26 protein-coding genes are annotated in these 23517 nt (G+C 60.0%); 4 read left to right on the top strand and 22 right to left on the bottom strand.

Annotation, left to right across the window (positions count from 1 at the left end; genetic code table 11):
- Positions 1 to 87: 87 nt before the first annotated feature.
- The 21 genes from NFS22_RS13405 to NFS22_RS13505 form a co-directional block, all read right to left on the bottom strand.
- The gene (locus NFS22_RS13405) at positions 88 to 411 is read right to left on the bottom strand and encodes a YhbY family RNA-binding protein (RefSeq protein WP_251318259.1); all 324 of its coding nucleotides are present in this window, start codon (positions 409 to 411) and stop codon (positions 88 to 90) included.
- An 84-nt stretch (positions 412 to 495) separates the two neighbouring features.
- Entirely contained in the window at positions 496 to 1089 is a 594-nt protein-coding gene (locus NFS22_RS13410) for an XTP/dITP diphosphatase (protein ID WP_251318260.1), read from the bottom strand.
- Between the two features lie 269 nt (positions 1090 to 1358).
- On the bottom strand, positions 1359 to 2228 hold the full coding sequence (ftsY, locus tag NFS22_RS13415) for a signal recognition particle-docking protein FtsY (RefSeq protein WP_251318261.1): 870 nt from the start codon (positions 2226 to 2228) through the stop codon (positions 1359 to 1361).
- A gap of 12 nt (positions 2229 to 2240) precedes the next feature.
- Positions 2241 to 2546: a hypothetical protein gene (locus NFS22_RS13420; RefSeq protein WP_251318262.1), complete on the bottom strand. Its 306-nt coding sequence runs from the start codon at positions 2544 to 2546 to the stop codon at positions 2241 to 2243.
- Positions 2546 to 2839 (bottom strand): zinc ribbon domain-containing protein, encoded by a 294-nt coding sequence (locus NFS22_RS13425; protein ID WP_251318263.1) that lies wholly within the window; start codon positions 2837 to 2839, stop codon positions 2546 to 2548. The genes NFS22_RS13420 and NFS22_RS13425 overlap by 1 nt, the downstream gene beginning before the upstream one ends.
- A 579-nt stretch (positions 2840 to 3418) precedes the next feature.
- A complete protein-coding gene (locus tag NFS22_RS13430) occupies positions 3419 to 4108 on the bottom strand; it encodes an MgtC/SapB family protein (RefSeq protein WP_251318264.1) in 690 nt (229 codons plus the stop codon).
- Between the two features lie 11 nt (positions 4109 to 4119).
- Complete coding sequence (locus tag NFS22_RS13435; RefSeq protein ID WP_251318265.1) at positions 4120 to 4836, bottom strand: MgtC/SapB family protein; 717 nt, start codon at positions 4834 to 4836, stop codon at positions 4120 to 4122.
- Between the two features lie 28 nt (positions 4837 to 4864).
- A complete protein-coding gene (locus NFS22_RS13440; protein ID WP_251318266.1) occupies positions 4865 to 8335 on the bottom strand; it encodes a DNA polymerase III subunit alpha in 3471 nt (1156 codons plus the stop codon).
- A 26-nt stretch (positions 8336 to 8361) separates the two neighbouring features.
- Positions 8362 to 8661: a DUF1330 domain-containing protein gene (locus NFS22_RS13445; RefSeq protein ID WP_251318267.1), complete on the bottom strand. Its 300-nt coding sequence runs from the start codon at positions 8659 to 8661 to the stop codon at positions 8362 to 8364.
- 194 nt (positions 8662 to 8855) lie between these two features.
- Complete coding sequence (locus tag NFS22_RS13450) at positions 8856 to 9341, bottom strand: GNAT family N-acetyltransferase (protein WP_251318268.1); 486 nt, start codon at positions 9339 to 9341, stop codon at positions 8856 to 8858.
- A gap of 52 nt (positions 9342 to 9393) precedes the next feature.
- Positions 9394 to 9726, bottom strand: coding sequence for a hypothetical protein (locus NFS22_RS13455; protein ID WP_251318269.1), 333 nt, complete (start codon positions 9724 to 9726; stop codon positions 9394 to 9396).
- 3 nt (positions 9727 to 9729) lie between these two features.
- A complete protein-coding gene (gene whiA, locus NFS22_RS13460) occupies positions 9730 to 10617 on the bottom strand; it encodes a DNA-binding protein WhiA (RefSeq protein ID WP_251318270.1) in 888 nt (295 codons plus the stop codon).
- A gap of 2 nt (positions 10618 to 10619) precedes the next feature.
- Positions 10620 to 11660 carry a gluconeogenesis factor YvcK family protein gene (locus NFS22_RS13465; RefSeq protein WP_251318271.1) on the bottom strand — a complete coding sequence of 347 codons (1041 nt, stop codon included), beginning with the start codon at positions 11658 to 11660 and terminating at the stop codon, positions 10620 to 10622.
- Positions 11653 to 11853: a hypothetical protein gene (locus NFS22_RS13470; RefSeq protein ID WP_251318272.1), complete on the bottom strand. Its 201-nt coding sequence runs from the start codon at positions 11851 to 11853 to the stop codon at positions 11653 to 11655. The genes NFS22_RS13465 and NFS22_RS13470 overlap by 8 nt, the downstream gene beginning before the upstream one ends.
- 105 nt (positions 11854 to 11958) lie before the next feature.
- Positions 11959 to 12123, bottom strand: coding sequence for a hypothetical protein (locus NFS22_RS13475; RefSeq protein WP_251318273.1), 165 nt, complete (start codon positions 12121 to 12123; stop codon positions 11959 to 11961).
- 12 nt (positions 12124 to 12135) lie between these two features.
- Complete coding sequence (rapZ, locus tag NFS22_RS13480; RefSeq protein WP_251318274.1) at positions 12136 to 12999, bottom strand: RNase adapter RapZ; 864 nt, start codon at positions 12997 to 12999, stop codon at positions 12136 to 12138.
- A gap of 35 nt (positions 13000 to 13034) precedes the next feature.
- Positions 13035 to 13481: a hypothetical protein gene (locus NFS22_RS13485; RefSeq protein WP_251318275.1), complete on the bottom strand. Its 447-nt coding sequence runs from the start codon at positions 13479 to 13481 to the stop codon at positions 13035 to 13037.
- Positions 13478 to 14407 carry a UDP-N-acetylmuramate dehydrogenase gene (murB, locus tag NFS22_RS13490; protein WP_251318276.1) on the bottom strand — a complete coding sequence of 310 codons (930 nt, stop codon included), beginning with the start codon at positions 14405 to 14407 and terminating at the stop codon, positions 13478 to 13480. The genes NFS22_RS13485 and murB overlap by 4 nt, the downstream gene beginning before the upstream one ends.
- Positions 14408 to 14732: 325 nt before the next feature.
- Positions 14733 to 15821, bottom strand: coding sequence for a butyrate kinase (buk, locus tag NFS22_RS13495; protein ID WP_251318277.1), 1089 nt, complete (start codon positions 15819 to 15821; stop codon positions 14733 to 14735).
- The gene (locus NFS22_RS13500; protein ID WP_251318278.1) at positions 15811 to 16731 is read right to left on the bottom strand and encodes a bifunctional enoyl-CoA hydratase/phosphate acetyltransferase; all 921 of its coding nucleotides are present in this window, start codon (positions 16729 to 16731) and stop codon (positions 15811 to 15813) included. Before NFS22_RS13500 ends, buk begins: the two co-directional genes overlap by 11 nt.
- Positions 16732 to 16767: 36 nt before the next feature.
- Complete coding sequence (locus NFS22_RS13505) at positions 16768 to 17034, bottom strand: hypothetical protein (protein WP_251318279.1); 267 nt, start codon at positions 17032 to 17034, stop codon at positions 16768 to 16770.
- A 43-nt stretch (positions 17035 to 17077) separates the two neighbouring features.
- Between NFS22_RS13505 and NFS22_RS13510 the strand changes: the two genes are divergently transcribed.
- The 4 genes from NFS22_RS13510 to NFS22_RS13525 all read left to right on the top strand — a co-directional run bounded on the left by NFS22_RS13510 (position 17078) and on the right by NFS22_RS13525 (position 21795).
- Positions 17078 to 17530: a MarR family winged helix-turn-helix transcriptional regulator gene (locus tag NFS22_RS13510; protein ID WP_251318280.1), complete on the top strand. Its 453-nt coding sequence runs from the start codon at positions 17078 to 17080 to the stop codon at positions 17528 to 17530.
- 2 nt (positions 17531 to 17532) lie between these two features.
- Positions 17533 to 18912, top strand: coding sequence for an MATE family efflux transporter (locus NFS22_RS13515; RefSeq protein WP_251318281.1), 1380 nt, complete (start codon positions 17533 to 17535; stop codon positions 18910 to 18912).
- Positions 18913 to 18939: 27 nt separating this feature from the next.
- Positions 18940 to 19668 carry a sulfite exporter TauE/SafE family protein gene (locus tag NFS22_RS13520; protein ID WP_251318282.1) on the top strand — a complete coding sequence of 243 codons (729 nt, stop codon included), beginning with the start codon at positions 18940 to 18942 and terminating at the stop codon, positions 19666 to 19668.
- A gap of 153 nt (positions 19669 to 19821) precedes the next feature.
- Positions 19822 to 21795, top strand: a complete 1974-nt coding sequence (locus NFS22_RS13525; protein WP_251318283.1) for a methyl-accepting chemotaxis protein — start codon at positions 19822 to 19824, stop codon at positions 21793 to 21795.
- A gap of 46 nt (positions 21796 to 21841) precedes the next feature.
- Here NFS22_RS13525 and NFS22_RS13530 read toward each other — a convergent pair whose 3' ends face one another.
- The gene (locus tag NFS22_RS13530; RefSeq protein ID WP_251318284.1) at positions 21842 to 23356 is read right to left on the bottom strand and encodes a MerR family transcriptional regulator; all 1515 of its coding nucleotides are present in this window, start codon (positions 23354 to 23356) and stop codon (positions 21842 to 21844) included.
- Between the last annotated feature and the right edge of the window lie 161 nt (positions 23357 to 23517).

Consider the following 23517-nt stretch of genomic DNA (forward strand, 5'->3'; position numbering starts at 1 on the left):
CGCTTTGCGGCGGTTGGCCTCGAAACGTGCCTGCGGGCACAGCCTTTGCGAAGGGAGGCTTTTCCGCTTCTCTGAAAGCTCTTGCCTCTACTGTTTCCGGCGCTTCTCCTGCACCAGCACGATCTTATCCCTTTTGTCCTTCTTATGGCTTGGACGATACAACACGAATTTTGTTCCAATCACCTGGACCACTTCGCTCCGGGTAAGGGGGGCCAGCTCCGCCGCCGCCTCCCGGGGGGAGAGAAGGGAGTTTTCCAGCACTCTGCCCTTGATGAGCTCCCGGGCCTCCAGGGCGTCGTTGGCCTGTTTTACCAGGTTGTCCCCAATGCCGTCCTTGCCCACAATCAAAATTGTATCAATGCTGTTGGCCAGTCCCCGCAGCTGGGCCCGCTGTTTGCTTGTTAATTCCATGCAAAAATCCTCATTTTTTATTATTTTGTTGGGCGTGACCACCGGGCACGCCGTAACCTATGCGGCGCGCCGGGTCGTCGCGCCCTACATTCCGTTTAAATACTCCTTCAGCTTGACCTGAAAGGCCTCCAGCGCCTTTCCCCGGTGGGAGATGGCATTTTTCTCATCAGCGGTCAGCTGGGCAAAGGTCTTTTTCAGCTCCGGAACAAAGAACACCGGGTCGTAGCCGAAGCCGCCCTCCCCCATGGGGGCGTAGGCAATGGTTCCGGGGCACTCCCCCCGGGCGGACAGCACATCCCCATTGGGGAAGCAGCAGGTAATCACGCTGACAAATTTCGCCGTCCGGGTCAGCTGACCCCGCATGTTTTCCAGCAGCAGGCGGTATCGGGCCGCGTCGTCCAGGTCCTCGCCGCCGTACCGGGCGGAGTACACCCCGGGAGCCCCGTTGAGGCAGTCTACACACAGGCCGGAGTCGTCCGCGATAGCGGGCAGGCCGCTGGCCTCCATCACCGCCTTCGCCTTGAGCAGGGAGTTCTCCTCAAAGGTGGTCCCGGTCTCCTCCACCTCCACATCTACCCCGGCCTCCGCCTCGGAGCAGACCTCCACCCCCAGGTGGGACAGGATGTCGTTCATCTCAACCAGCTTCTTCTGGTTCTTGCTGGCCAGTACCAGCTTCATACAATCTTCCCCCTTATTCTACCATATTTTTGCTTTTTGTCTATGGACAAATGGTTAAATTTTCGCAGCACCTCCCAGGGCTGCTGGAAAGGCCCCCTTCGCAAAGGGGCTCCGCCCGAAGGGCGGTGGGGATTTTCTCCAAAGGAACAGGTGTATATCGATAGGGGAAAACCCTCCGTCATCCGCTTACGCGGATGCCACCCCCCTTTGCGAAGGGAGGCTTTTTGGGAACCTTGCGGTTCCCGCATGGCTCGCTGAAAGGGAGGCGTTCAGATCAGCGCCTGGGCAAATTCCTGGGCGTCGAAGGGCTTCAGGTCGTCAATACCCTCGCCCACGCCGGCGTATTTGACGGGTACCCCCAGCTCCTTGGCTATCGCTATGGCGATCCCCCCCTTGGCGGTGCCGTCCAGCTTGGTGAGGACAATGCCGGTGATCCCCGCCGCCTCCTTGAACTGCTTGGCCTGGATCAGGCCGTTCTGGCCGGTGGTGGCGTCCAGCACCAGCAGGGTCTCACGGGCGCAGCCGGGCAGCTCCCGGTCGATCACCCGGGAAATTTTGTTCAGCTCGTTCATCAGGTTTTGCTTGTTGTGCAGCCGCCCGGCGGTGTCCACCAGCACCACGTCGGCGCTCCGGGCCTTGGCGGCGGACATGGCGTCGAAGACCACGGCGGCGGGGTCGGCCCCCTCATGCTGCTTGACAATGTCCACCCCCGCCCGGTCGGCCCAGATGGTGAGCTGCTCGGCGGCGGCGGCCCGGAAGGTATCGGCGGCGCAGAGGAGCACCTTTTTCCGCTCTCCCCGGAGCTGATGGCCGATCTTGCCGATGGTGGTGGTCTTGCCCACCCCGTTCACCCCGATAAACAGCACCACTGAGGGCCGGGTCGACAGGTCCAGGGACAGCTCCCCGGCGCTGAGGGCGTCGGTGATAACCTGCACCATCACCTCCCGGGCCCCCTCCACCGTCTTCACACCCTCCGATTTCACCCGGCGCCGCAGTTCCTCCACCAGCTCCAGAGTCACGTCCATACCAGTGTCCGCCAGGATCAGGGACTCCTCCAGCTCGTCGTAAAACTCGTCGGTGAGCTCCGAGCCGAATCCGGCGAAAATGTTGATTTTTTTCAGTTTGTCAAAAAAACCCATGGCATTTGCCTCCTACCAGTTTTCATTTTTCGTCCCGCATCGAGGGCACTTGGGATAATCCATCTCATAAAGCACGCCGCAGCTGGAACAGCGGGTCTGGGCAATGCCTCCGGGCGCCTCCCCCTCATCGTCGAAAAAGTCGCCTCGGAAAAATTCCAGCTTTCCGCACTTGGGACAGGTGAAAATGGCCGTTTCCAGCGCTCCGGACAGCAGATTGGGCAGATCGCCCAGCAGCCAGCCGGTTTGACCCAGCTGTATCTTTTCCCGGCCAACAAATTCCATCTCCACGCCGCAGCGCAGGCACTTCAGCTTTTCCATTATTCCACCTTCTCTCCGCAGTATGGGCAGAACTGCCCCCATTCAAAGGACTCAGGCAGTCCCCTGCCGCAGTGGACACAGAAGCTGGGGGCGTCCTCCTCCCCGCCGCTCCCGGAGGAGACATCCTGGGAGATGGATGTACTCTGGTTCTGGTAGACCTCCGGATGGTTGCTCCGAATAATTTCCCCCAGGCCCCAAAAGATCAGTTTGATGGCCAGGAACAGCACCACGATCAGCACGATGCCGCCAATAATCAGCTTCCAGTCGCCGTGTCTCTTCTCGTTTTTGTTCACAGCTTTCCCTCCCAATTCTACCGTCCCCCGCAGGGCAGACCTTCCTTAAAGTATAATTTAGTAGAAGCACAAAGAAATGGCAATTTACAAGCCGGAAAAAGAATAAGAGACAAACAACTCCGGCTCTCTATTTCAGCTTTCGTTTTATAACCGTCGCAGATGTGCAGTAAAAGAGACGCAAAAGCAACTGGCAAGTTGTTCAGATTGGACCCATTTCTATCTAAACAATAGTTGTGAAAACATTTCCATGATTGATAGTATAACACAAAACATTTTTCGGTGCAATTAGGGCTTGTATGAAAAACAGGGCAACAGCATTTAAATTTATAGCAATCGTCAGAATTGCCGCCCCTACAGACAGAGCCGGTGTCAGCAATTTTGAAGTTTGCTATAGTGTGAGATAAGCTCATCCGCAGATTCTGCGTCAAGATGGCGTCTTTGTACCGGTATTTGCGGTCAAGCTTGCGGGGACTACCCCAGCGGGCGCTGCCGCGTTCCTCGCCGGGTCTGCGGTTTTGCTTGCCGGAAATGTACAGCACCACGGCATAGGCAAAGGCTTCCCTTTAAGGGGAAGCCTTTTTACGTCTCCACAACGGTAATCACATCTTCCACCCCAGCCAGGGCCTGGAGAATCTCCTCCCTCCCGGCCCCCTGGCGGGAGCTGAGGGCCAGAACGGCGCTGGAAGCGCTGTCCTCGCCGCTTTTGCGTGCCATCTCCAGATCCACAATCTTCACGCCCAGCATGTGGCACCGGTCCACAATCTCCTCCAGGCAGGAGGGCTTGGTATACTCCACATAGACGTTGATCTCCTTATTGTTCCGGAGCAGGCGGTACTCCAACTTGGAGAAGAACACCTCCGCCACCAGCACCATGATAGTGGTATAGACAGCCCCCTCGTAAAATCCAAAGCCGCAGCACAGCCCTACAATGGCTACCACCCACAGTCCCGCCGCGGTAGTGAGCCCCTTTACTCGCCGCCGCCGGGTTACCATAATAGTGCCCGCGCCGATAAAGCCGATACCGGACACCACCCCGGAGCCCATACGGGCCACATCCAGGTAGTAGTGCATGGTTACAAACAGATGTACGCTGGTCATAGCGGCGATAGCCGCCCCCAGGCAGATGAGTATGTGGGTGCGAAAGCCGGCGGGCCGGCGCTTCTCCGCCCGCTCAATGCCGATCATGCCGCCGCACACCAGAGCCAGCACCACCCGGAGCGTGATGCCGGGCAGATCCATTGCCCGCAGAAAATCCAAACAACGCAGCATGTCTCCACCCCCTATATCTCGTCAATAGCCCGCACGTCCGGGCTGTAGGACAGGTTGGCAAGCAGCTTGGTATGGGATTGGCTCTTGGGAAGGTGCAGGTAAAACACCACACTGGCCCCGCTGCCGCTCTGTCTTTTTCGCTCCAGCTCCACGTCAAAAATCTGGATATCCATAGCTTTCAGCAGGGCAATAAAATCCCGCAGGCACTCCGGTGAAACCAGCTCCACATAGAGATTCATGTTCCGTGAGCGGGACAGCAAAAACTCCTCAATGCGGGGCAGCACCTTGATGCTCAGGAAGATGGCCGCAAAGCCCACCAGCACCCCCTCATAGAACCCGGCCCCCACGGCCAGGCCCAGGCAGGCGGAGGCCCACAGTCCCGCCGCGGTGGTCAGGCCCTTCACCTCCGACTGGTCTGTAATCATAATGGTGCCCGCCCCAAGAAAGCCCACGCCGCCAATGGCCTTGGCCCCGATTCGGGAGACATCTGTGGTTTTGTTCAGCAAAACGGAGGTCTCAACCCAATCTGTGTGGACCATCACCCACAGATACTGGCTCAGCACGCCGGTGAGGGCGGAACCCAAGCACACCAGCATATAGGTGCGAAAGCCCGCCGGACGCCGCTTGTGCTCCCGGTTGACGCCGATCATCCCGCCGCACAGCACCGCCAGCGTCAGCCTCAGGAGGACGGAGGGCATATTAAATTCCCGCAGGTATTCCATAACCATGGCCCTTCCTCCTTCCGGCTTGGCCGTTTTACTTTACCACCACATTCTCCTGCCCCAGCCGTCCGGTGAGGTCCCTGACCAGGGCGGGATGAATCTCACAGCGGGAGCCCACCCGCTTTTTGCAGTCCTCAAAATAGAGCACAACCTGGCTCTCCCCCGGGAAGAAGGACAGGGCCAGCCGCACCTTCCGCAGCCGGGGGTCCTCCCGGCTGGGCAGGCGGAGGTAGAGGGTCTTCCCTCCGCCCGCCTCCTTGTCCAGGCCGGACAGGGGGCGGATGGAGTCCACCATCAGCTGGGGCTCCTTCTCGTCCCGGACGGAGATCTTTCCGGTGGCCAGAATAGCGCTGTTCTCCCGGATATAGCTGCCGCTGTCGTTAAGGGTGCGGGAGAAGCACAGCAGCTCCATAGAGGCGGTGTCGTCCTCCAGGTTTACATAAGCCATCAGCGTATTATTCCGGGTGGTGCGGGTGCGGTAGGTGGAGATCACTCCGGCGATAGACACCCGCTGGTCATCCCGGTACTCCTTGGGGCCGTCCTCCCGCTGAAAATCGCTGAGAATGGAGCCAATGGTCACCGCTCCAAACTGTTTGGCAATCTCCCGGTACTGGTCCATGGGGTGGCCGGACAGATAGAGGCCGGTGGTCTCCTTCTCCATGCTCATCAGCTCCTGGGGGGTGTACTCAGGAAGGTCGGGGAGGACCAGGGCGGGCAGAGGAGAGGCGTCCTCCTCTCCCCCGCCAAATCCGAACAGGTCCAGCTGGCCCTCCACGTTTCGCTTTCGGGCGGCGGCAATGCCGTCCAGCACCTGGCCGTACACCTGCATCAGCTGGGCGCGGCGGTAGCCCATGGTATCAAAAGCTCCGCTTTTAATCAGGCTTTCAATCACCCTCCGGTTCATATCCTGGTCAAAGAGCCGGTCGCAGAAGTCCATAAAATCGGCAAAGGGGCCGTTTTTCTCCCGCTCACACAGCAGATTGACAATAAACGCCCTGCCCACCCCCTTCAGGGCCACCAGGCCGAAGCGGATGCCCTCCTCCACCACGGTGAAGTCGGCCCCGGACTGGTTGACGTCTGGGGGCAGAAGAGGGATACCCATGTCCTTGCACTCGGCAATATACTCGGCCACCTTCTCGGTGGAGTCCAGCACCGAGGTGAGCAGGGCGGCCATGTACTGCTTTGGGTGGTGGCACTTGAACCAGGCCGTCTGGTAGCACACAATGGCGTAGACCAGGGAGTGGGACTTATTAAAGGCGTACTCGGCAAAGTCGTACATCTCGTCGTAGATGGCCTGGGCCGCCTCCTCGGGTACGCCCTTGGCCACACAGCCGGGGATGTTCCGCTTGGGGTCGCCGTGGAGAAAGGCCTCCCGCTCCTTTGCGATCTCCTTCACCTTTTTCTTGCTCATGGCCCGGCGCACCATGTCCGCCTGGCCCAGAGAGTAGCCCGCCAGGTCCTGGAAGATACGAATCACCTGCTCCTGATAGACGATACACCCGTAGGTGCCCGACAGGATGGGCACCAGGGAGGGGTCCTTGTAGGTGACCTTGGCCGGGTCCTGGGCGCAGGCCAGGAATCGTGGGATGGAGTCCATAGGCCCGGGGCGGTACAGGGCGATCACGGCGCAGATATCCTCTATATTTTTAGGCTTCAGCCCCACGCATACCCCGGTCATGCCCGCAGACTCCAGCTGAAACACACCGGAGGTCTTCCCCTCAGACAGCATGGCCATGGTAGCCGGGTCGTTCTCCGGGATGGACTCCAGGGTAAAGCCCGGCTCCATCTTTTGGACCATTTTCGCCGCGTCGTCCAGAATCGTCAGGTTGCGCAGGCCCAGAAAGTCCATTTTCAGAAGACCCAGCTCCTCCAGGGTGGTCATGACGTACTGGGTGACGGGCTGGCCGTCGTTGGCGGCCAGGGGGACATAGTCCACCACCGGGCGGCGGGTGATGACCACCCCGGCGGCGTGGGTGGAGGTATTCCGGGGCATGCCCTCGATTGCCATGGCGGTATCAATCAGCTTTTTGGTGACCTCGCTGCCCTCATAGGCGTCCTTGAGCTGCTTGGACAACTTGAGGGCCTCCTCCAGGGTGATGTGCAGCGCTCCCGGACCGCTGGGAATGAGCTTTGCCAGGGCGTCCACCTCGCCGTAGGGCACCCCAAGCACCCGTCCCACGTCCCGCACGGAGCCCCGGGCTGCCATGGTGCCAAAGGTGACAATCTGAGCCACATGGTCCTCACCGTACTTGCCCTTGACATAGTCGATCACCTCCTGCCGCCGGCGGGGGCAGAAGTCGATATCAATATCAGGCATGGACACTCGCTCCGGGTTGAGAAAGCGCTCAAAGTACAGGCCGTACTCCATAGGGTCCACGTTGGTGATGTTCAGGCAGTAGGCCACCATAGACCCCGCCGCCGAGCCTCGTCCCGGCCCTACTGGGATGCCTTGGCCCTTGGCATAGCCAATGAAGTCGGAGACAATGAGAAAGTAGTCCACAAACCCCATCTTGCGGATCATGTCCATCTCATAGTTCAGCTGCTTTAAATACTCCGGGGGCTGGTCCGGATAGCGCCAGGCAAAGCCGTCCAGACAGAGCTTGCGGAAATAGGCATCCCCGTCCGTCCAGCCCTCGGGGAGCTGGAACAGGGGCAGGTGATACTTGCCAAACTCAAATTCCACATTGCACAGCTCCGCAATTCTGGCGGTGTTTTCAATGGCCTCGGGATGGTTGGGGAAGAGGGCGGCCATCTCCTCCTCCGACTTGACAAAAAACTCCTTGGTTTCAAACCGCATTCGGTTGGGTTCGTCCAGCGTCTTACCCGTCTGGATGCACATGAGGATGTCCTGGGCCTCTGCGTCCTCCCGGCGCAGATAGTGGGCATCGTTGGTGGCAATGAGGGGGATGCCCGTCTCGCCGCTGAGGCGGATCAGGGAGGCGTTTACCTGCTTTTGCGCCGCAATGCCGTGGTCCTGGAGCTCCAGATAGTAGCCGTCCTCCCCGAAAAGGGAGCGCATCTCCAGGGACACCTCTTTGGCCGTCTCGTACTCTCCCGCCATCAGCAGCCGGGGAATCTCCCCTCCCAGACAAGCGGAACAGGCGATCAGGCCGGAGGTATGCTCCCGCAGCAGATCCATGTCGATACGGGGCTTGATGTAAAAGCCCTCCAGATAGGCCTTGGACACCATGTAGGACAGATTGCGGTAGCCCTCCTCGTTCCGGCACAGCAGAACCAGGTGCCTGGACTCCGCGTCAAACTCGTGGACCTTCTGGAACCGAGTCCGCCCCCGGGGGGCCACGTAGACCTCACAGCCGATAATGGGCTTCACCCCCGCCCCCTTGCAGGCCCGGTAGAAGTCGATCGCCCCGTACATGTTGCCGTGGTCAGTAATGGCCACGGCCCCCTGCCCCAGGTCCTTCACCCGCTCCACCAGCTTTTTGATGCGGCAGGCGCCGTCCAGCAGGGAAAATTCCGTATGTAGGTGTAAGTGGACAAAGGACATGGCAGGTTCCTCCTTTTTTCTATCTATCAGTCCAGGCCTTCCGCGATTATCGCCCGGCTGTCAACACTTTCGGCACGTTTTAACATGATGGCCCCGTATTCTGGCGACGAAAAGCAGGCGTCCAGCTGCTCTCTGGTGTCAAACCGGATGACAATGGCCCTGTGCGGAGTGCGCTCCCTGCTCAGGTGGCTGACCTGCTCTGTCCGGACAAGATACCTGCCGCCATAGGCCTCCACAATGGGCTTTACCCGGCGGATATAATCGTCATACTCCCCCCGGCCTTGCTCCTCGCTGATGTAAGTATCCACCATAAAATACCATGACATAATGCTGTCCCTCCCCTTTTTGAAGCGCTGAGACCGCTTTATTTCTCTCATCCCGCCACAGGCGGCATAGCCGCCCTCTTTGAGGGAGGTGCCCCAGTGCGCACACTGGGGCGGAGGAAGTATTCCGGAAACGGACTCCCTCAGTCAGCCCTGCGGGCTGCCAGCTCCCTCAGAGAGGGAGCCTTTTGCTGCCTCTACTCCGGCTTTGCCGCCTCTTGCAGGGTCTTCCCGGTCAGGCGGTACACCGTCCACTCGTCCATAGGGACGGCACACATTTTTTTGGTGTAGAAATCGATAGAGGGCTGGTTCCAGTCCAGGCAGGCCCACTCCAGCCGCCCGCAGCCCCGCTTTACGGCAATGCGGGCCAGCTCCTTGAGCAGAGCCTTGCCATAGCCCCGGCCCCGCTCCTCGGGGAGGACAAACAGGTCCTCCAGGTAGATGCCCGCCCGGCCCAGGAAGGTGGAGAAGTTGTGGAAAAACAGGGCGTAGCCCACCGCTTTCCCCTCTGCCTCGGCGAAGATGACCTCCGCCGTCTTTTTCTCAAAGAGCCACTCCCGCAGCAGTTCCGGGGTGTCAATCACCTGGTCGGACATCTTTTCATAGTCCGCCAGGGCACGGATAAAGCTTAAAATCAGCTTCTCGTCGCCGGGGGCGGCGGGACGAAAGGTACATGCTGCCATAATTTTCTCCTTGTATTGTTTTCTGTAGGGGCGGCCTGCGGCCGCCCGATTTTTATACCTCGTACTTTCCCCAAAAGCCATGATCCATCCATTTTTCAATGTGGGTGATTATCTCGGCCTTTGATCTGGTCTTCACTGCCTCCAGCGGCCTGTCCCAGCCGCAGTCCCTGACCAGCAGAAGGAGATAGTGCCCCTCCGGGTCATAACTGGGATACCAGCCCAGGTCGATAGTCAGTCCGGTCTTTTCGTGAAACAGCTGAAGCAGGTCCTCATGAAGCTCAAAGGTGTCCTCCGGCCTGTGGACGGTTATATCATACTCGGTAAAATCATTCCACCGAACCGCCCAGCCGGTCTGGATTCTAAGCGGCTGCAATTCATAGGTCACAACTCATTCCCTCCCCAGCTCCACCAGCTTGCGAAGGCGGTGGTTCAGGGCCGATTTTGTGATAGGCGGGTCGCAGCGCTGGGCCAGCTGGGCCAGGGTGTCCTCCGGGTGGGCCAGGCGGAGGGCGGCCACCTCACGGAGCTTGTCCGGCAACGTGATCAGCTTTCCCTCCCGCTCCAGCCGGCGGATGGCCTCCACTTGAGCCATTGCGGCTTCCACCGCCTTGTCCAGGTTGGCGGCGTCACAGTTCACCCGGCGGTTCACCTTGCCCCGCAGGTCCCGCTCCAGCTTGGCGTTCATCACCTCCATGGCGGACAGCGGCGCGCCAATACAGGTGAGAAAGTCCTCGATTTTTTCACTCTGCTTAAAATAGATTACCGTGTTCCCCTTGCGCTGGGCGGATTTGGGCTCCTGGTCCAGCTCCCGCATCAGAGCCAGCACCTCCCGGCTCACGCTGTGGTGGGAGGTAGCCAGCTCCAGGTGGTAGCCCTTCTGGGGGTCGGTGACCGAGCCTCCGGCCAGAAAGGCCCCCCGCAGGAAGGACGCCCGGCAGCAGCTCTCCTCCAGCACGGCGAAATTGACGTGGAGGGCCAGCGCCCCCGGGTCTGTGCCGAAGCTCTGGTAAATCACCGCCAGCTTCTCCGGGCTGGTGATGGAAAAGACCTGCTTGCCGCCCCTTTGGGGCAGGCGGTCAAAGGTGAGCTTGAAGGCTTTTTTGAACAGCACGGGCAGGCGCTGGGCAAAGGCCTCGTTTTCAGTGACAATCCGGGCCTCCCCGCTTTGAAAGGTGTTGCAGTAGAGCAGTGTGCCATAGGCCTCCGCCTGGGCGCAGCACCTGCGGCTCAGCGGTGTGCGGCACAGCTCCGTTTTCACGTCTCCCGCAAAGGACATGGTCACTCCTCCAGTATATACCGCCGTGCGCCCCGGAAAATGCGCACCGCCCGGCTCCGGTAGATTTCCAAAACAGCCCAGGCCAGCTTATCCGGGTCGTGGCGGGCGTAGTCGCCTCCGGTGGAGGCCACCGGCCGCTCCACCAGTTCCAGGCCCAGGGCGGCGATCCGCTCCCGGTCCACTGTCAGGGGGGCGGCATCCTCCTCCCGATATTTCTCCAAAAGCCCAGGGCTCACCGGGTCGGTGTTGGCCAGGCAAAGGTCCACCAGCCCCGGCTCCCCATGGACCAGCAGGGCCTCCAGGTGGTCGGCGGCGGTATAGCCCTCTGTCTCCCCGTCCTGGGTCATAATGTTGCAGATGTACAGCTTGGGGGCGTCTGACCGGGCAATGGCCCGGGCCACCCCCTCCACCAGCAGATTTGGGATAATACTGGTGTACAGGCTCCCCGGCCCCAGCAGAATCAGATCCGCCTCACCAATGGCCTCCAGCGCCGCCGGGGTGGCCTGGGGCCGCTCCGGGATGAGGGATACATGGTGGATGCGGCAGTCCTGCTCCTTTTTAAAGGCGGCGATCTGCGACTCCCCGATTACTCGGGCGCCGTTGGCAAAGACCGCCTCCAGCTGCACGTCGGCACTGGTCACCGGGATAACTTGGCCCGTGATGGCCAGCACGTGGCTCATTTCGGAAACCGCCTGTTCAAAGGAGCCGGTCACCCCGTTGAGGGCGGCCAGAATCAGGTTGCCGAAGGACTGCCCGGCCAATGTTCCCTCGGTAAAGCGGTAGGTGAGCAGCTTTTCCATGATGGGCTCCGTGTTGGCCAGGGCCTCCATACAGTGGCGGATGTCCCCCGGCGGAGGCATACCCAGGTCCTGGCGGAGCATACCGGAGCCACCGCCATCGTCCGCCACCGTGACAATGGCGGTGAGATTCTGTGTGTATTTTTTCAAGCCCCGCAGCATGGTGGACAGCCCCGTTCCGCCGCCTACGGCGACGATCCTCGGCCCCCGCTCCCACTGCTGGAGGGTGGGATAAGATTCAGCCATGTTCGTTCCTCTCCTCCGGCTCCGGCCAGTCCGCTCTGTGCGCCTCCAGCATTTCCAGACTGAACTGCCAGACCGCCTCCTGATGTTCGTCCATCCACTTATAAATGCCCTGGGTCGTGGAATCCATGCCCTGGCGGTATTGGGCCGCGATTTCCTGATACCCGTGCTTCTCCAGAAAATCCGCCGTTTTCACCTGGAGTTCCCGGGGGGAACTGCCGTAGAAGTTCTCATAATAGACGTCCGCCCCCTCGTGAAAGGTATCAAACTGCCAGACCAGAATCTGGTACAGGGCCTCCAGCTAATCAGGCCGGTTTTGGGCATGCCGGACGTAGATGTACTCTATGAGCTCGCTGAGGGCGTCCCCATCCGAATCATCCAGCTCCCCGGTGCCGCTGTAGGTGTTGGCCACCGCACCCCTTTCCCTCAACCGGAATACACTTTCATACAGCTGTTCAAGTTCCATAGCACAGCCTCCTCAGTTTCGTCCTAAATCCCGGTGGCTCTCGGTTACGGGCCAGCCCTGAGCTTTGATTTTCTCCCCCAGGGCGTGGGCAATGGCCACCGAGCGGTGGTGCCCGCCGGTACAGCCGATAGAGATGACCAGGGAGGTCTTTCCCTCCTCCTCATACCGGGGCAGCAGCCAGCCCACCAGCTCCCACAGCCGGGTCATGAATTCCTCTCCCTGGCCGCTGCTGAACACATAGTCCCGCACTCCGGCATCCAGGCCGGTGAGGGGGCGCAGCTCGGTGACATAAAAGGGGTTGGGCAGGAAACGGGCGTCGAAAATCAGGTCGGCCTCCATGGGCACCCCGTGCTTGAAGCCGAAGGAGGTCACCCGCACCTCCATCCGTCCCTCGCAAGTGCCTGCGCGGCCGAACATCTGACGAAGGACCCCCTTCAGCTTGGCGGTAGACAGATTGGTGGTGTCGATAATCTTATCCGCCCGCTCCCGGAGGGGGGCAAGCATTTTCCGTTCCAGCTCAATGGCCCCCTCCAGGCTGTCCGCCTCCTCCGAGAGGGGATGGGACCGGCGGGTCTCCTTGTACCGCTTGATAATAACCTCACTGGCGGCGTCCATAAACAAAATGCGGTAGGGACACTTCATAGTCTCCAGGGCCTCCAGAGCCTGGAACAGTCCATTAAAATTGGTGCCCGCCCGGACATCGGTGACCAGGGCCACCCGGTTGTACTCCCCTGACCCGGCCATACCCAGCTCTGCGAACTTGGGAATCAGAGGCGCCGGCAGATTGTCCACACAGAAGTAGTCCATATCCTCCATAAAGGAGGCCGCCTTACTCTTTCCCGCCCCGGACAGGCCGGAAATGATTACAAATTCCATAGTATCACTCTCTTTTGCAGCACAATTTTAGGCAACTAGCCCCGTTCCTTCTCCACCAGGGGGATCAGCGCGGCCAGAATGGCCTCACCCAGCTCTTTGGGGCCGGCCCCATCCCGGAGCACTGTACAGGGCTCCAGCTCCGGGACAAAGCCCCGCTCGGAGCGGCCATCCCACCGGGTAATGGACAGTTCTGTCCCTCTCAGCACTACATCCACCGAAGAGGACGCGGCCTGGAAAGCTTTCCAGCTCCGGATACCCGGCTGGAACCAGTAGCCCTTGGCCTCCGGGTCGTACTGGATGCGCCCCGCTTTCAGCTCGCCCAGCAGCTCCAGCACCGCCGCACCCAGCTCCTCCGCCTGGGGCAGCCAGGGCAGCTTTCTGGCCTCATGGGACGCGCATTTGATGCCCACTGTGGGCACCAGCAGGGTGGTTTTCTCCCGGACGGCGTAAATGCTCACCGGGTACCGTTCACTCAGCTTCATTTCAGTACCTTAACCTCCATCTCCAGCTCCACGCCGGTCTGTTGGAGGACCCGCTCCTTCACCTGCCGCACCAGCTCCAGCACATCGGCGCAGGTGGCTCCGCCCCGGTTAACCACAAACCCGGCGTGCTTTTCCGACACCTGAGCCCCGCCTGCGGTGAGCCCTTTCAGGCCGCACTGGTCTATGAGGGCGGCGGCGAAGTGGCCGGTTGGCCGCTTGAACATAGACCCGGCGCTGGGGTACTCCAGAGGCTGCTTGGCCTTTCGCTGGGCGGTCAGCTCGTCCATACGGGCCTTGATGGCAGCGGGGTCGTCCGGTTCCAGACGGAAAAGGGCCTCCACAACAAAAAAATCACCGCCGGAAAAAATGCTTTTCCGATAGTCAAAGCTGCACTCTGAAGCGCGGAAATTCTGTTTCTCTCCGTTCCGGTCCAGCACACAGACCCAAAGCAGCTTTTGAGATATCTCCCCGCCGTAAGCCCCGGCATTCATGGTAATAGCGCCGCCCACGCTGCCCGGAATACCGCTGGCGAACTCCAGCCCGGTAAGGCCCCATTTCTGAGCCTGGTGGGACAGCTTGGACAGAAGCGCGCCACCCCCCGCGCTCAAAAGCGGCTGTCCGTTTTGGGGAGAAGGATGAAGACAGATCTCCTCAAACTCTCCGGCCAGCTTGACCACAAAGCCGGGGCAGCCCTCGTCCGCCACCAGCAAATTGCTCCCGTTGCCCAGGAAAAACGGGTCCACATCCAGCTCCCAGGCGGTTTTGAGCACACATGCTGCCTCCGTAATCGTCCTGGGCAGCGCCATCAGCGCCGCCGGACCGCCGATACGGAAGGTGGTGTGCCTGGACATAGGCTCATTGACCCGCAGCTCCAGCCCCGGACAGCCCTCTGTCAGCCGTTTTTTCAGCTCCTCCAGTCGTTCCATAGGTCCTCCCAACAGAAAAATGTGTATCAGTTGATTATAGCAGATTTCCGGGGAAATTAGAATAGGGGAAACAAAAAAACCAGGAAATCAATTTTGGCGCTGTAGGGCGCGACGACCCCGGCGCGCCGTTGGCAAAAGCCGCCGGCCAGCGGCGGGCCGAGTCGTCCCGCCCTGCATATACGGCTGGATATTCTGAAAATTGACTCCCAACAAAAAACTGCCATGGATTGTCCACAGCAGTTTGGGCCTCTGCTCGATAGCGGTCTATACCGCTTTTAGAATGTCCTCCTCAGCCTCTGATTGGCCGCTGCCATGAAACGAACGTTCAACTTTGCATCACAGGACAGACGGGGTGGAACTGGTGGACATCCTCCTCTCCCCGGAGGATGCGCAGGCCACCCAGGGCCAGGGCCTCCATCTCGTTCTCCCCGGGAATTACCACCACCCGGCACAGGTTGTGCAGATAGTCAATGACCTTTCCGGTGAGCATTTTGGAGTTGGCCAGCCCGCCGGTGAGAATCACCCCGTCAATCAGTTCGGTAAAGCAGGCCAGCATGGTGCCGATTCCCTTGGCGATCTGGAGAGCCTGGGCCTGATAGACCAGGGCGGCCCACTCATCCCCCCGGGCGATGCGCCGCTCCACCTCCTGGCAGTCGTGGGTGCCCAGCAGGGCGGACATGCCCCCCTCGCCCCGCAGCTTTTTCAGCATCTCTGCCTTGGTGTACTTGCCGGAGTAGCACATGTCCAGCACATAGAGCATATTCAGGCTGCCTCCCCGGTCGGGAGAAAAGGGGCCTGCGTCGTCAGACACAGAATCGATGATCCGCCCGTGGCTGTGGGCGGATACGGAAATGCCTCCCCCCAGGTGGGCCACCACCAGATTCATCTCCTCATACCGCCGGCCCATGGCCTGGGCGTACTTGTGGCCGGTGGCCCGGGCGTTGAGAACATGGCAGAAGCTGGTGCGGGTGACCTCCTTAAAGCCGGTAACCCGGGCCTCCGGAAGCAGTTCGTCGCTGGTGACGGCGTCGTAGATATAGGCGGGAATATCCAGCGGCTTTGCAAATTCCCGGGCCATCAGCCCCCCCAGATTGGAGGCGTGGTCAAAGACGGTGTGGTGAAGCAGGCAGTCGGTGAGGGCGTCGTCCACCAGATAGCCTCCGGACACAATGTTGGGGATAATGCCTCCCCGTCCCACCACCGCGGACAGCTGCGCCAGGTCGTAACCCTCCAGCGCCAGCCAGCTGCGCACCATGCCTACCCGGTAGTCCAGCTGGTCATTGAGCGCGGGGTAGGGGGCCAGGTCCTGGTTGGTGTGAACCATATTTCGTGTGTTCAGCAGGCGCTCGTCCCGGTACACCGCCGCCTTGGTGCTGGTGGAACCGGGGTTCAGCACTAAGATATCATAAGACATGATCTTCCTCCCGGCTCATGGCCGCACAGATTAAAATAGACCAGTATTTTTCCTCCGCCGTGGCCCCCCGGGAGTTGACGGTGATGGGCGCCCTGGCTCCCAGCACCACTCCGGCCATCTCGCCCCCGGCCAGGCCGTACAGGGACTTGCCCAGCAGATTGCCTGCGGCGATGGAGGGGGCCAGCAGGATGTCGGCGTCCCCGGCCACCGGGCTGTGGTAGCCCTTCACCTGGGCGGCCTCAGCGTCGGTTGCCAGGTCCAGGGAGATGGGGCCCTCCACAACGCAGGGCCCGAAATCGCCCCGCTCCCCCTCCGCCTTCAACACAGCTGCGTCCGCCGTCTCGGGCATGGAGGGTGTCACCGTTTCTACTGCGCACAGAGCCGCTGCCTTAGGACAGTCGTAGCCCAAAAAGCGGCAGAAATCCACCGCGTTTTTCAAAATGCGCCTCTTCTGCTCCAGATCCGGGGCCACCACCATACCGCCGTCGGTGACGTACAACAGCTTGTGGTAGCTGGGCACGTCCAGAATGGCTACATGGGACATGACCTCGCTGGCCCGGATGCCCGACTGCCTGTTGACCACCGCCTTCAACAGGGTACCCGTCTGGAGCATGCCCTTGATGAGCATGGTCCCCTTTCCGGAACGGATCAGCGACACAGCCCTGGCGGCGCATCCGGCGTCGTCAGAGGCGTCCGCCACACAGTCGGGGGACAGCTCCTGGCCCAATCCGTGGGCAATAGATAAAATCTCCTCCCGATGTCCCACCAGGATGGGTCGAATCAGCCCGTCCCGCTGGGCGGCAAACACCGCCTGGAGCGTGTGCTCATCATGAGCCGCCGCCACCACGGCTGTTTTGGGCGGAAGGTTGTGAAGTTTGGACTTTAATTGGGAAAAGCCAGCAATTACCATAAGATATCCCCTTTTCTCATTTCTGTGAAAGATATTTTAACATTGAACCAGGAAAAAGTATAGTAGAAAATGACAATCTGCGCAGACCAACGTTTCAGCTTTCTTCTTCGGCATTGTACCAGGCATCAGCACCGCACGGAAATCAATTTTTAGAGCATCCAGCCGTATTTGCAGGGCGGGACGACTCGGCCCGCCGCTGGTTGACGGCTTTTGTAAACGGCGCGCCGGGGCATCGCGCCCTACAGCGCCAAAATTGATTTCCCTGGTCAACACCGTTTCGGTCATTGACAGATTATACAGCATACTGTATAATCGACGTGACAAATGCAGAAAAGAGGCGAAGGCCATGCTGAACAGCCAGGAGGATGAACTGGGCCGGCTGATCCTAAAGCTGTCCCACCAGATCGTAAAGAACCGGGGCCGGCGGGCCCAGGCCATGGGGCTGACTGCGGGGCAGTCTGACTGTCTGCTGTTTTTCTCCTCCAGGCAGGAGGCCTCAGTCACCGAGCTGAAGGACTACCTGGGGGTCACCCATCAGACGGCCCAGGGTCTGGTCCGGCGCATGGCAGACAAGGGCCTGCTGGACTCCCGCCGTTCCCCCCGTGACTCCCGGGTGGTGCTGGTATCCCTGTCCCCCCAGGGGCGGGAGCTGGCCGCCAGGGTGGCCGGCCGCCGGGAGCAGACAGTGGGCCGGCTGTTCCAGGACATCTCCCCCCAAGAGGAGGAGCTGCTGCTCCGCCTGCTGGAGCGGGTCTACCAAAGCGCCCGGGATACAGAGGTCCTTTCGGAGGAGGGATAGCTGTGAACGAACGAAAACAGGCCATTTTTGAGACCCTGCCTGTCAAACAGGCGGTGCTTCTCCAGGCCATGCCCGGCGTGGCCAGCCAGATGGTAACGCTGGTGTACAACCTGGCCGACACCTATTTTGTAGGGCTGCTCAACGACCCCAATCAGACCGCCGCCATTACGGTAGCCTTTCCCTCCTTCCTGATGCTCACCGCCATCTCCAATCTGTTCGGGGTGGGCGGGGCCAGCGCCATTGCCCGGTCGCTGGGCAGAAAGGACGATCAGGGGGCCCGGCACATCTCCGCCATCTCCATGTGGTTTGGACTGCTGGCCGCCTGCCTGTTCTCCGGGTTGTTCTATCTGCTCATGGACCCTGTGCTCCATCTGTGCGGCGCCACCGGAGATACCTACGCCCTGGCCAGCGGCTACGCCTTTTGGGTGGTGGCCCTGGGCGGACCCTTTGTAGTGATGAACACCCTGTTCGCCAACCTGGTCCGGGCGGAGGGAGGGGCCGCCCACGCCTCTCTGGGCGTGTCTCTGGGCGGCGTGCTGAATATCTTGCTGGACCCCCTGTTTATCCTGCCTCAATTTTTGGGGATGGGGGCGGTGGGGGCCGGCATGGCCACCGCCCTGTCCAACGTGGCCGCCACCCTCTACTTTACCGGCTACCTGGCCGTCAAGAGGCGGTCCACCGTTCTAACCCCCTCTCCCGCCAGCCTGCGCTATGCGCCGGTGTACCTTAAAACCATCCTGTCCATTGGCTTGCCCTCCGCCTTGCAGTACGCCCTGACGGTAGTGGCGGTGTCCGCCCAGAGCAAATTTGTGTCCAAATACACCACCCAGGCCGTGGCCGCCCTGGGCATCATCAAAAAGCTGGACATGCTCCCCCTCTATTTCTCCACCGGTGTGTCCAACGGCATCCTGCCCCTGCTGGCCTACAACTACTCCTCCGGCAACCGGGAGCGGCGGGCCGCCGTCTTCCGCTTCGGCTGCTGCCTGACGGTGGGCTTTTCCCTGACCTGCGTGGTGGTGTATGAGATCTTCGCCGTACAGCTGTCCTCCCTGCTCATCAAAGACCCGGTCACCATCGCCTACAGCGCCGCTTTTCTGAGGCGCATGGTCACTTGCATGCCCCTCATGGCCCTGTGCTACCCTATGATTATCCAGTTCCAGGCCATGGGGGAGGTAAAGGCTTCACTGGCCTGCTCCATCCTCCGAAAGGGCATCCTGGACATCCCCCTGCTGTTTGTGATGGACTCCCTGTTCCCTCTGTACGGCTGCATGTGGGTCCAGCCCATTGTAGACGCTATCTCCCTGGTGGTGGCCGCCGCCTTCTACCGGGGTGCCCTGCGCCGGGAGGCCGCCCGGCCCCTTTCATCAAGTCCCGGGCTGTAAAAATAAAGAAAGAAGAGAGGTCATATTATGCTTTGGGGAATCATACTTGTCGTGTCCGCAGTGTCGGGCGTGGTGCAGTCCGTTACAGGCTTTGGTTCGGCCATCCTGATTATGATGGTCATGCCCCACTTTTTCAACATGCTCCAGGCCCCGGCCATCACCTCCTCCATCACCCTGGGGATTACCGCCGGGCTGGCCTGGCACTACCGCAAACAGATTGACCTCCGGGTGATGATCCTGCCCACTGTAATCTATGAGCTGGGCAGTGTGGTCACCCTCCAGGTGGCCGGCAACCTGGACCTGGAGGTCATTGGCATCTCCTTTGGGGTATTTCTTATCGTCATTGCCCTGTATTTTGCCTTTGTGCCCTCCAGCTTTTCCATCCGGCCCAACCTGATCAGCGCCTCGGTGTGCAGCCTGATTTCAGGCGTATGCAGCGCCCTGTTCGGCATTGGCGGGCCCCTGCTGGCCATGTATTTCCTGGTGGCCACCAAGAGCAAGGAGGAGTATATCGGCAGTCTCCAGTTCCTCTTCGCCATCACCACCACCATCAACCTGGTGATCCGCATGCAGAAGGGCTTTTACACCCTGGAATTTCTGCCTGTCACCATCATCGGCATCATTGGAATCACTGTGGGCAAGATGCTGGGGGTAAAAATTCTGGAGAAGATCAATGTGGAGCTGATGCGCAAGCTTGTCTACGCCCTGGTAGGCATCTCCGGGGTAATGACCCTGTTTGAACACCTGCATCTCTAATCTTTAGAAGACGGCCCGAAAGGAACCGAAAGCACAGGAATTCTCCTCCAAAAGCAACAGAAGGCATTGACAAACAGACGCATTTGCCCATATAATAAAATTGTCAATATAAGCTGAACGCTGAGCAGCTAATAATTGTTGAGGTGGAGAGAGATGAAGAGTATTCGGAAAAAGATCACTGTGAGCTTGATGGCCACAGTCCTGGCCGCCCTGATTCTGGTGGGGATGTCCAGCATTGCGCTGAACTACAGAAGCACCATTGCCACAGTGGACCGGCTGATGAGTGAGACCGCAGTTCTGGCTGCGGAGCGGGTGGAGCAGGAGCTGACTGCCTACAAGAATGTGGCCATTGACGCAGGCTGTACCCCCGAGCTGGCCGCTTTTTCCACCTCCATAGCGGAAAAGCAGGCCATTATAGATGAACGCGCCGCTATGCACGGCTTCCAGCGGGGCAATATTATCGGTTCAGACGGCCGCAGTATCTTTGACGGCAACGACTACTCTGACCGGGAATATGTGCAGCAGGCCATGCAGGGCAATGTCTATGTGTCCGAGCCCCTGGTCAGCAAAATTACCGGCGATCTGTCCATCATTGTGGCCGCCCCCCTCTACGCCAACGGGGAGTACGGCTCCAGAATCGTAGGCGTGGTCTACTTTGTCCCCCAGGAGACCTTTTTGAACGACATTGTCTCCTCCATTAAGATCGGGGAGAACAGCCGGGCCTATATGATTAACAAAAACGGCGACACCATCGCCGATATCACTCTGGACACCATCACCACCCAGAATGTGGAGCGGGAGGCCCAGAACGACAAGTCTTTGAAAAGCCGGGCCGCCCTCCACGCCGAAATGCGCCGGGGCGAGAACGGCTTTGGAACCATCCAGGCCGAGGACGGCTCCCGCTTTCTGGCCTTCGCCCCTGTGAACGGAACTGACGGCTGGAGCCTGGCTGTGGCCTCGCCCAAGGTGAACTTTTTGGCCGATACATATTTTGGCATGATTATCAACGTGGCGGTCATTGTGGCCTCTATCCTGGCCTCGATCGTGGTGGCGGTCAAGCTGTCCAGCAACATCAGCGTGCCCATGCAGGCGTGCGTCAAACGGATGAAGCTGCTGGTGGAGGGTGATCTCAGCTCTCCCGTTCCCCAGGCCACCGGCCAGGACGAGACGGCGGAGCTGACCCGGTCCACGGCGGAGATGGTGAAGGGCCTGAACACCATCATCAACGATATCGACTTTTTGCTTAATGAGATGGCCAACCAGAATTTTGATATCCAGTCCTCCCACCGGGAGGCCTATGTGGGCGGCTACCGAAATATCCTGTCCTCCATGCGCACGCTGAAAATGTCGCTGAGCAATACCATCCGCCAAATCGACTCTGCCGCTGGGCAGGTGTCCTCCGCCAGCGGCCAGGTCTCTATGGGCGCCCAGACTCTGAGCCAAGGCTCTATGGAGCAGGCCAGCGCCGTGGAACAGCTGGCGGCCACCATAACCGATATCTCCAGCAGCTCCAAGACTACCGCTGCTGCCGCAGGCGAGGTAGGCCAGTTTGTCAACGAGGCCGGCGGCCACCTGAGTGTCAGTATGGAGTATGTGAAGGATCTGAACAGGGCCATGGAGAAGATCTCCAGCTCCTCTGCGGAGATCTCCAAAATCATTGCCACTATTGAGGATATCGCCTTCCAGACCAACATTCTGGCCCTGAACGCCGCCGTAGAGGCCGCCCGGGCGGGGGCTGCCGGCAAGGGCTTTGCTGTGGTAGCCGACGAGGTGCGCAACCTGGCCTCCAAGTCCGATGAGGCGGCCAAGGCCACCAAGGCCCTGATCGGGGGCTCTATCGCCGCTGTCAACGAGGGCGGCCAGGCGGTGAATAAGGTCACCGAGTCCCTGGAGAAAACTGCTGTCAGCGCAGGCCATGTGACCAGCAAGATGTCTATTGTAGTGGATGCGGTGGAGAGCCAGACCGCCGCCATTGCCCAGGTCACCGAAGGGGTGGACCAGATTTCCGCCGTAGTGCAGACCAACAGCGCCACTGCCCAGGAGAGCGCCGCCGCCAGCGAGGAGCTGTCCGCCGAGGCGGACAGCCTGAAACATCTGGTAAGCCGCTTTACGCTGGCCAAAGATTGATTTGAACGAAAACCAAGCGTCCCGCCCCCTGCAGGGGGCGGGACTTTTATGCTGTCCGTGTTATGGTACACTCCACAAAATAGTTCTGTGCCTCCCCCTCCTGGGCGAACAGGGCGTCGTCGCCAAACTGGCGGTAGCCGGAAAACCGGGCCTGGCTGTGGATGGCAAAGCCCTCCCGCTCCCAGTGGAGGCCACCCTCCTGAGCAACCAGCTGCTTGTACAGCTCCGCCGTGCCCTGCTGGCCCAGGGGCTTCCAGAGGAAGGAGCGCGCTGCCACAGCTATCTTCTCATAGGGGAGGCCGACGGCATAGGTTTGTCCCTGTGTAATAGGGCCCCCGCTGTCGTAAGACCGCACCAGCTTCACTTGTGTAAGCACGCCGTCCTCCTCGGTAAATTGGAAGGACTCCTGAGGCACAGGAGACTCCCCCCACAGATGGATAACCACCGTCCCTCCGCTGTCTTGGGTAACCGTTTCAAAGGCTCCCGACTGCGTCAGGCGGTAAGTCAGGTTTTCTCTCCCACAGGAGAACTCCATAAATTGGTTGTAGTTGTCCACAAACTGCTCCACCGTCAGCGCCGGTCCCCGGTGGGGCGGACGGGCGGCCAGAAAATGTCCCCCTACCATCAGCCCTAGGCACATGGCCCACGCCGCCAGATATCCCGCCACCCGGAGGTAATTTCGGTGATCGTCCCAAAAGACCCGCTCCCGGGTGCTGCCGTCCAGGTAGAGCTGGTCCGCCTCCCAGAACAGGGGCTTCTCGTGGTATACCTGCCAGCAGGCCCAGACCAGCATCCCGATTCCGGCGATGGAAAGCAGCGGAATGCGGCTGCCCATCAGCGTATGGGCAGCGCCATCGAACAGCACCACATAGACAGTCCGCTGGCCCGCCTCTGCCAAGTCCAGCCGGCTGCCGTCCTCCCGCAGGATTTTCAGCCCGAAGAGGAACTTGCCCGGCGTGGTCCCGGTGAGGGTAAGTGACAGGGTCTCCATCCCCAGCAGCAGCACCAGAGCCCCCAGATTCAGAAGGAACAGGCTGCCTCCGTTCCCATTCACCCGAATCAGGTTCATCCGGGCAAACAGCTGGAGGAGCACCACCAGCACCGTGAAGCAGAGCAGGAGGTCGATCTCCCTGGCAAACAGCCGCCGCCAGGGGAAAATGCGCACCGGGTCCTGATCTCTGGCCACAACCTCCTCCGCCTGGGCCAGCCGGTCCAGATAGCGCCGGGCGTCCAAAGTGTAGAAGCTCACCCCGTCTGAGCGCATGTCCCGGCACAGCCGGGCCGCCTGGTCCAGCTCCTGGCGCTGACGCTCCAACGCCTCCTCCCTCCGCTCCAGGGCGGGCTCCAGTGACTGCTCCCCCTGCTGGAGCTGGTGAATCTCCTCCAGGGAGAAGCCCAGCTGACGCAGCAGCTTGATTTTTAATAAGGTGTCCACATTTTCGTCGGAGTAGTTCCGGTAGCCGTTCTCCCCCCGGGCGGGGGAGAAAAAGCCCTGATCCTCATAATAGCGGATGTTGGCCCGGGTCAATCCCGTATGAAGCTCCGCTTCCTTTATCGTCATATGTACCCCTCCTTTTCCCTTCTTCTCACAGGCAGTATACACTATCAAGGCACTTTACAGTCAATAGCTACAGAGGAAAAAAACAGCAGAGGGCGGCATTTTTGTGCTTTTGCACAAATTAAAAGAAGAAAAACTGTCTAAATTGATAGGGCTGTCCCACT

The sequence above is a fragment of the Flintibacter muris genome, assembly GCF_943192995.1.
Classification (GTDB): Bacteria; Bacillota; Clostridia; order Oscillospirales; family Oscillospiraceae; genus Lawsonibacter; species Lawsonibacter muris.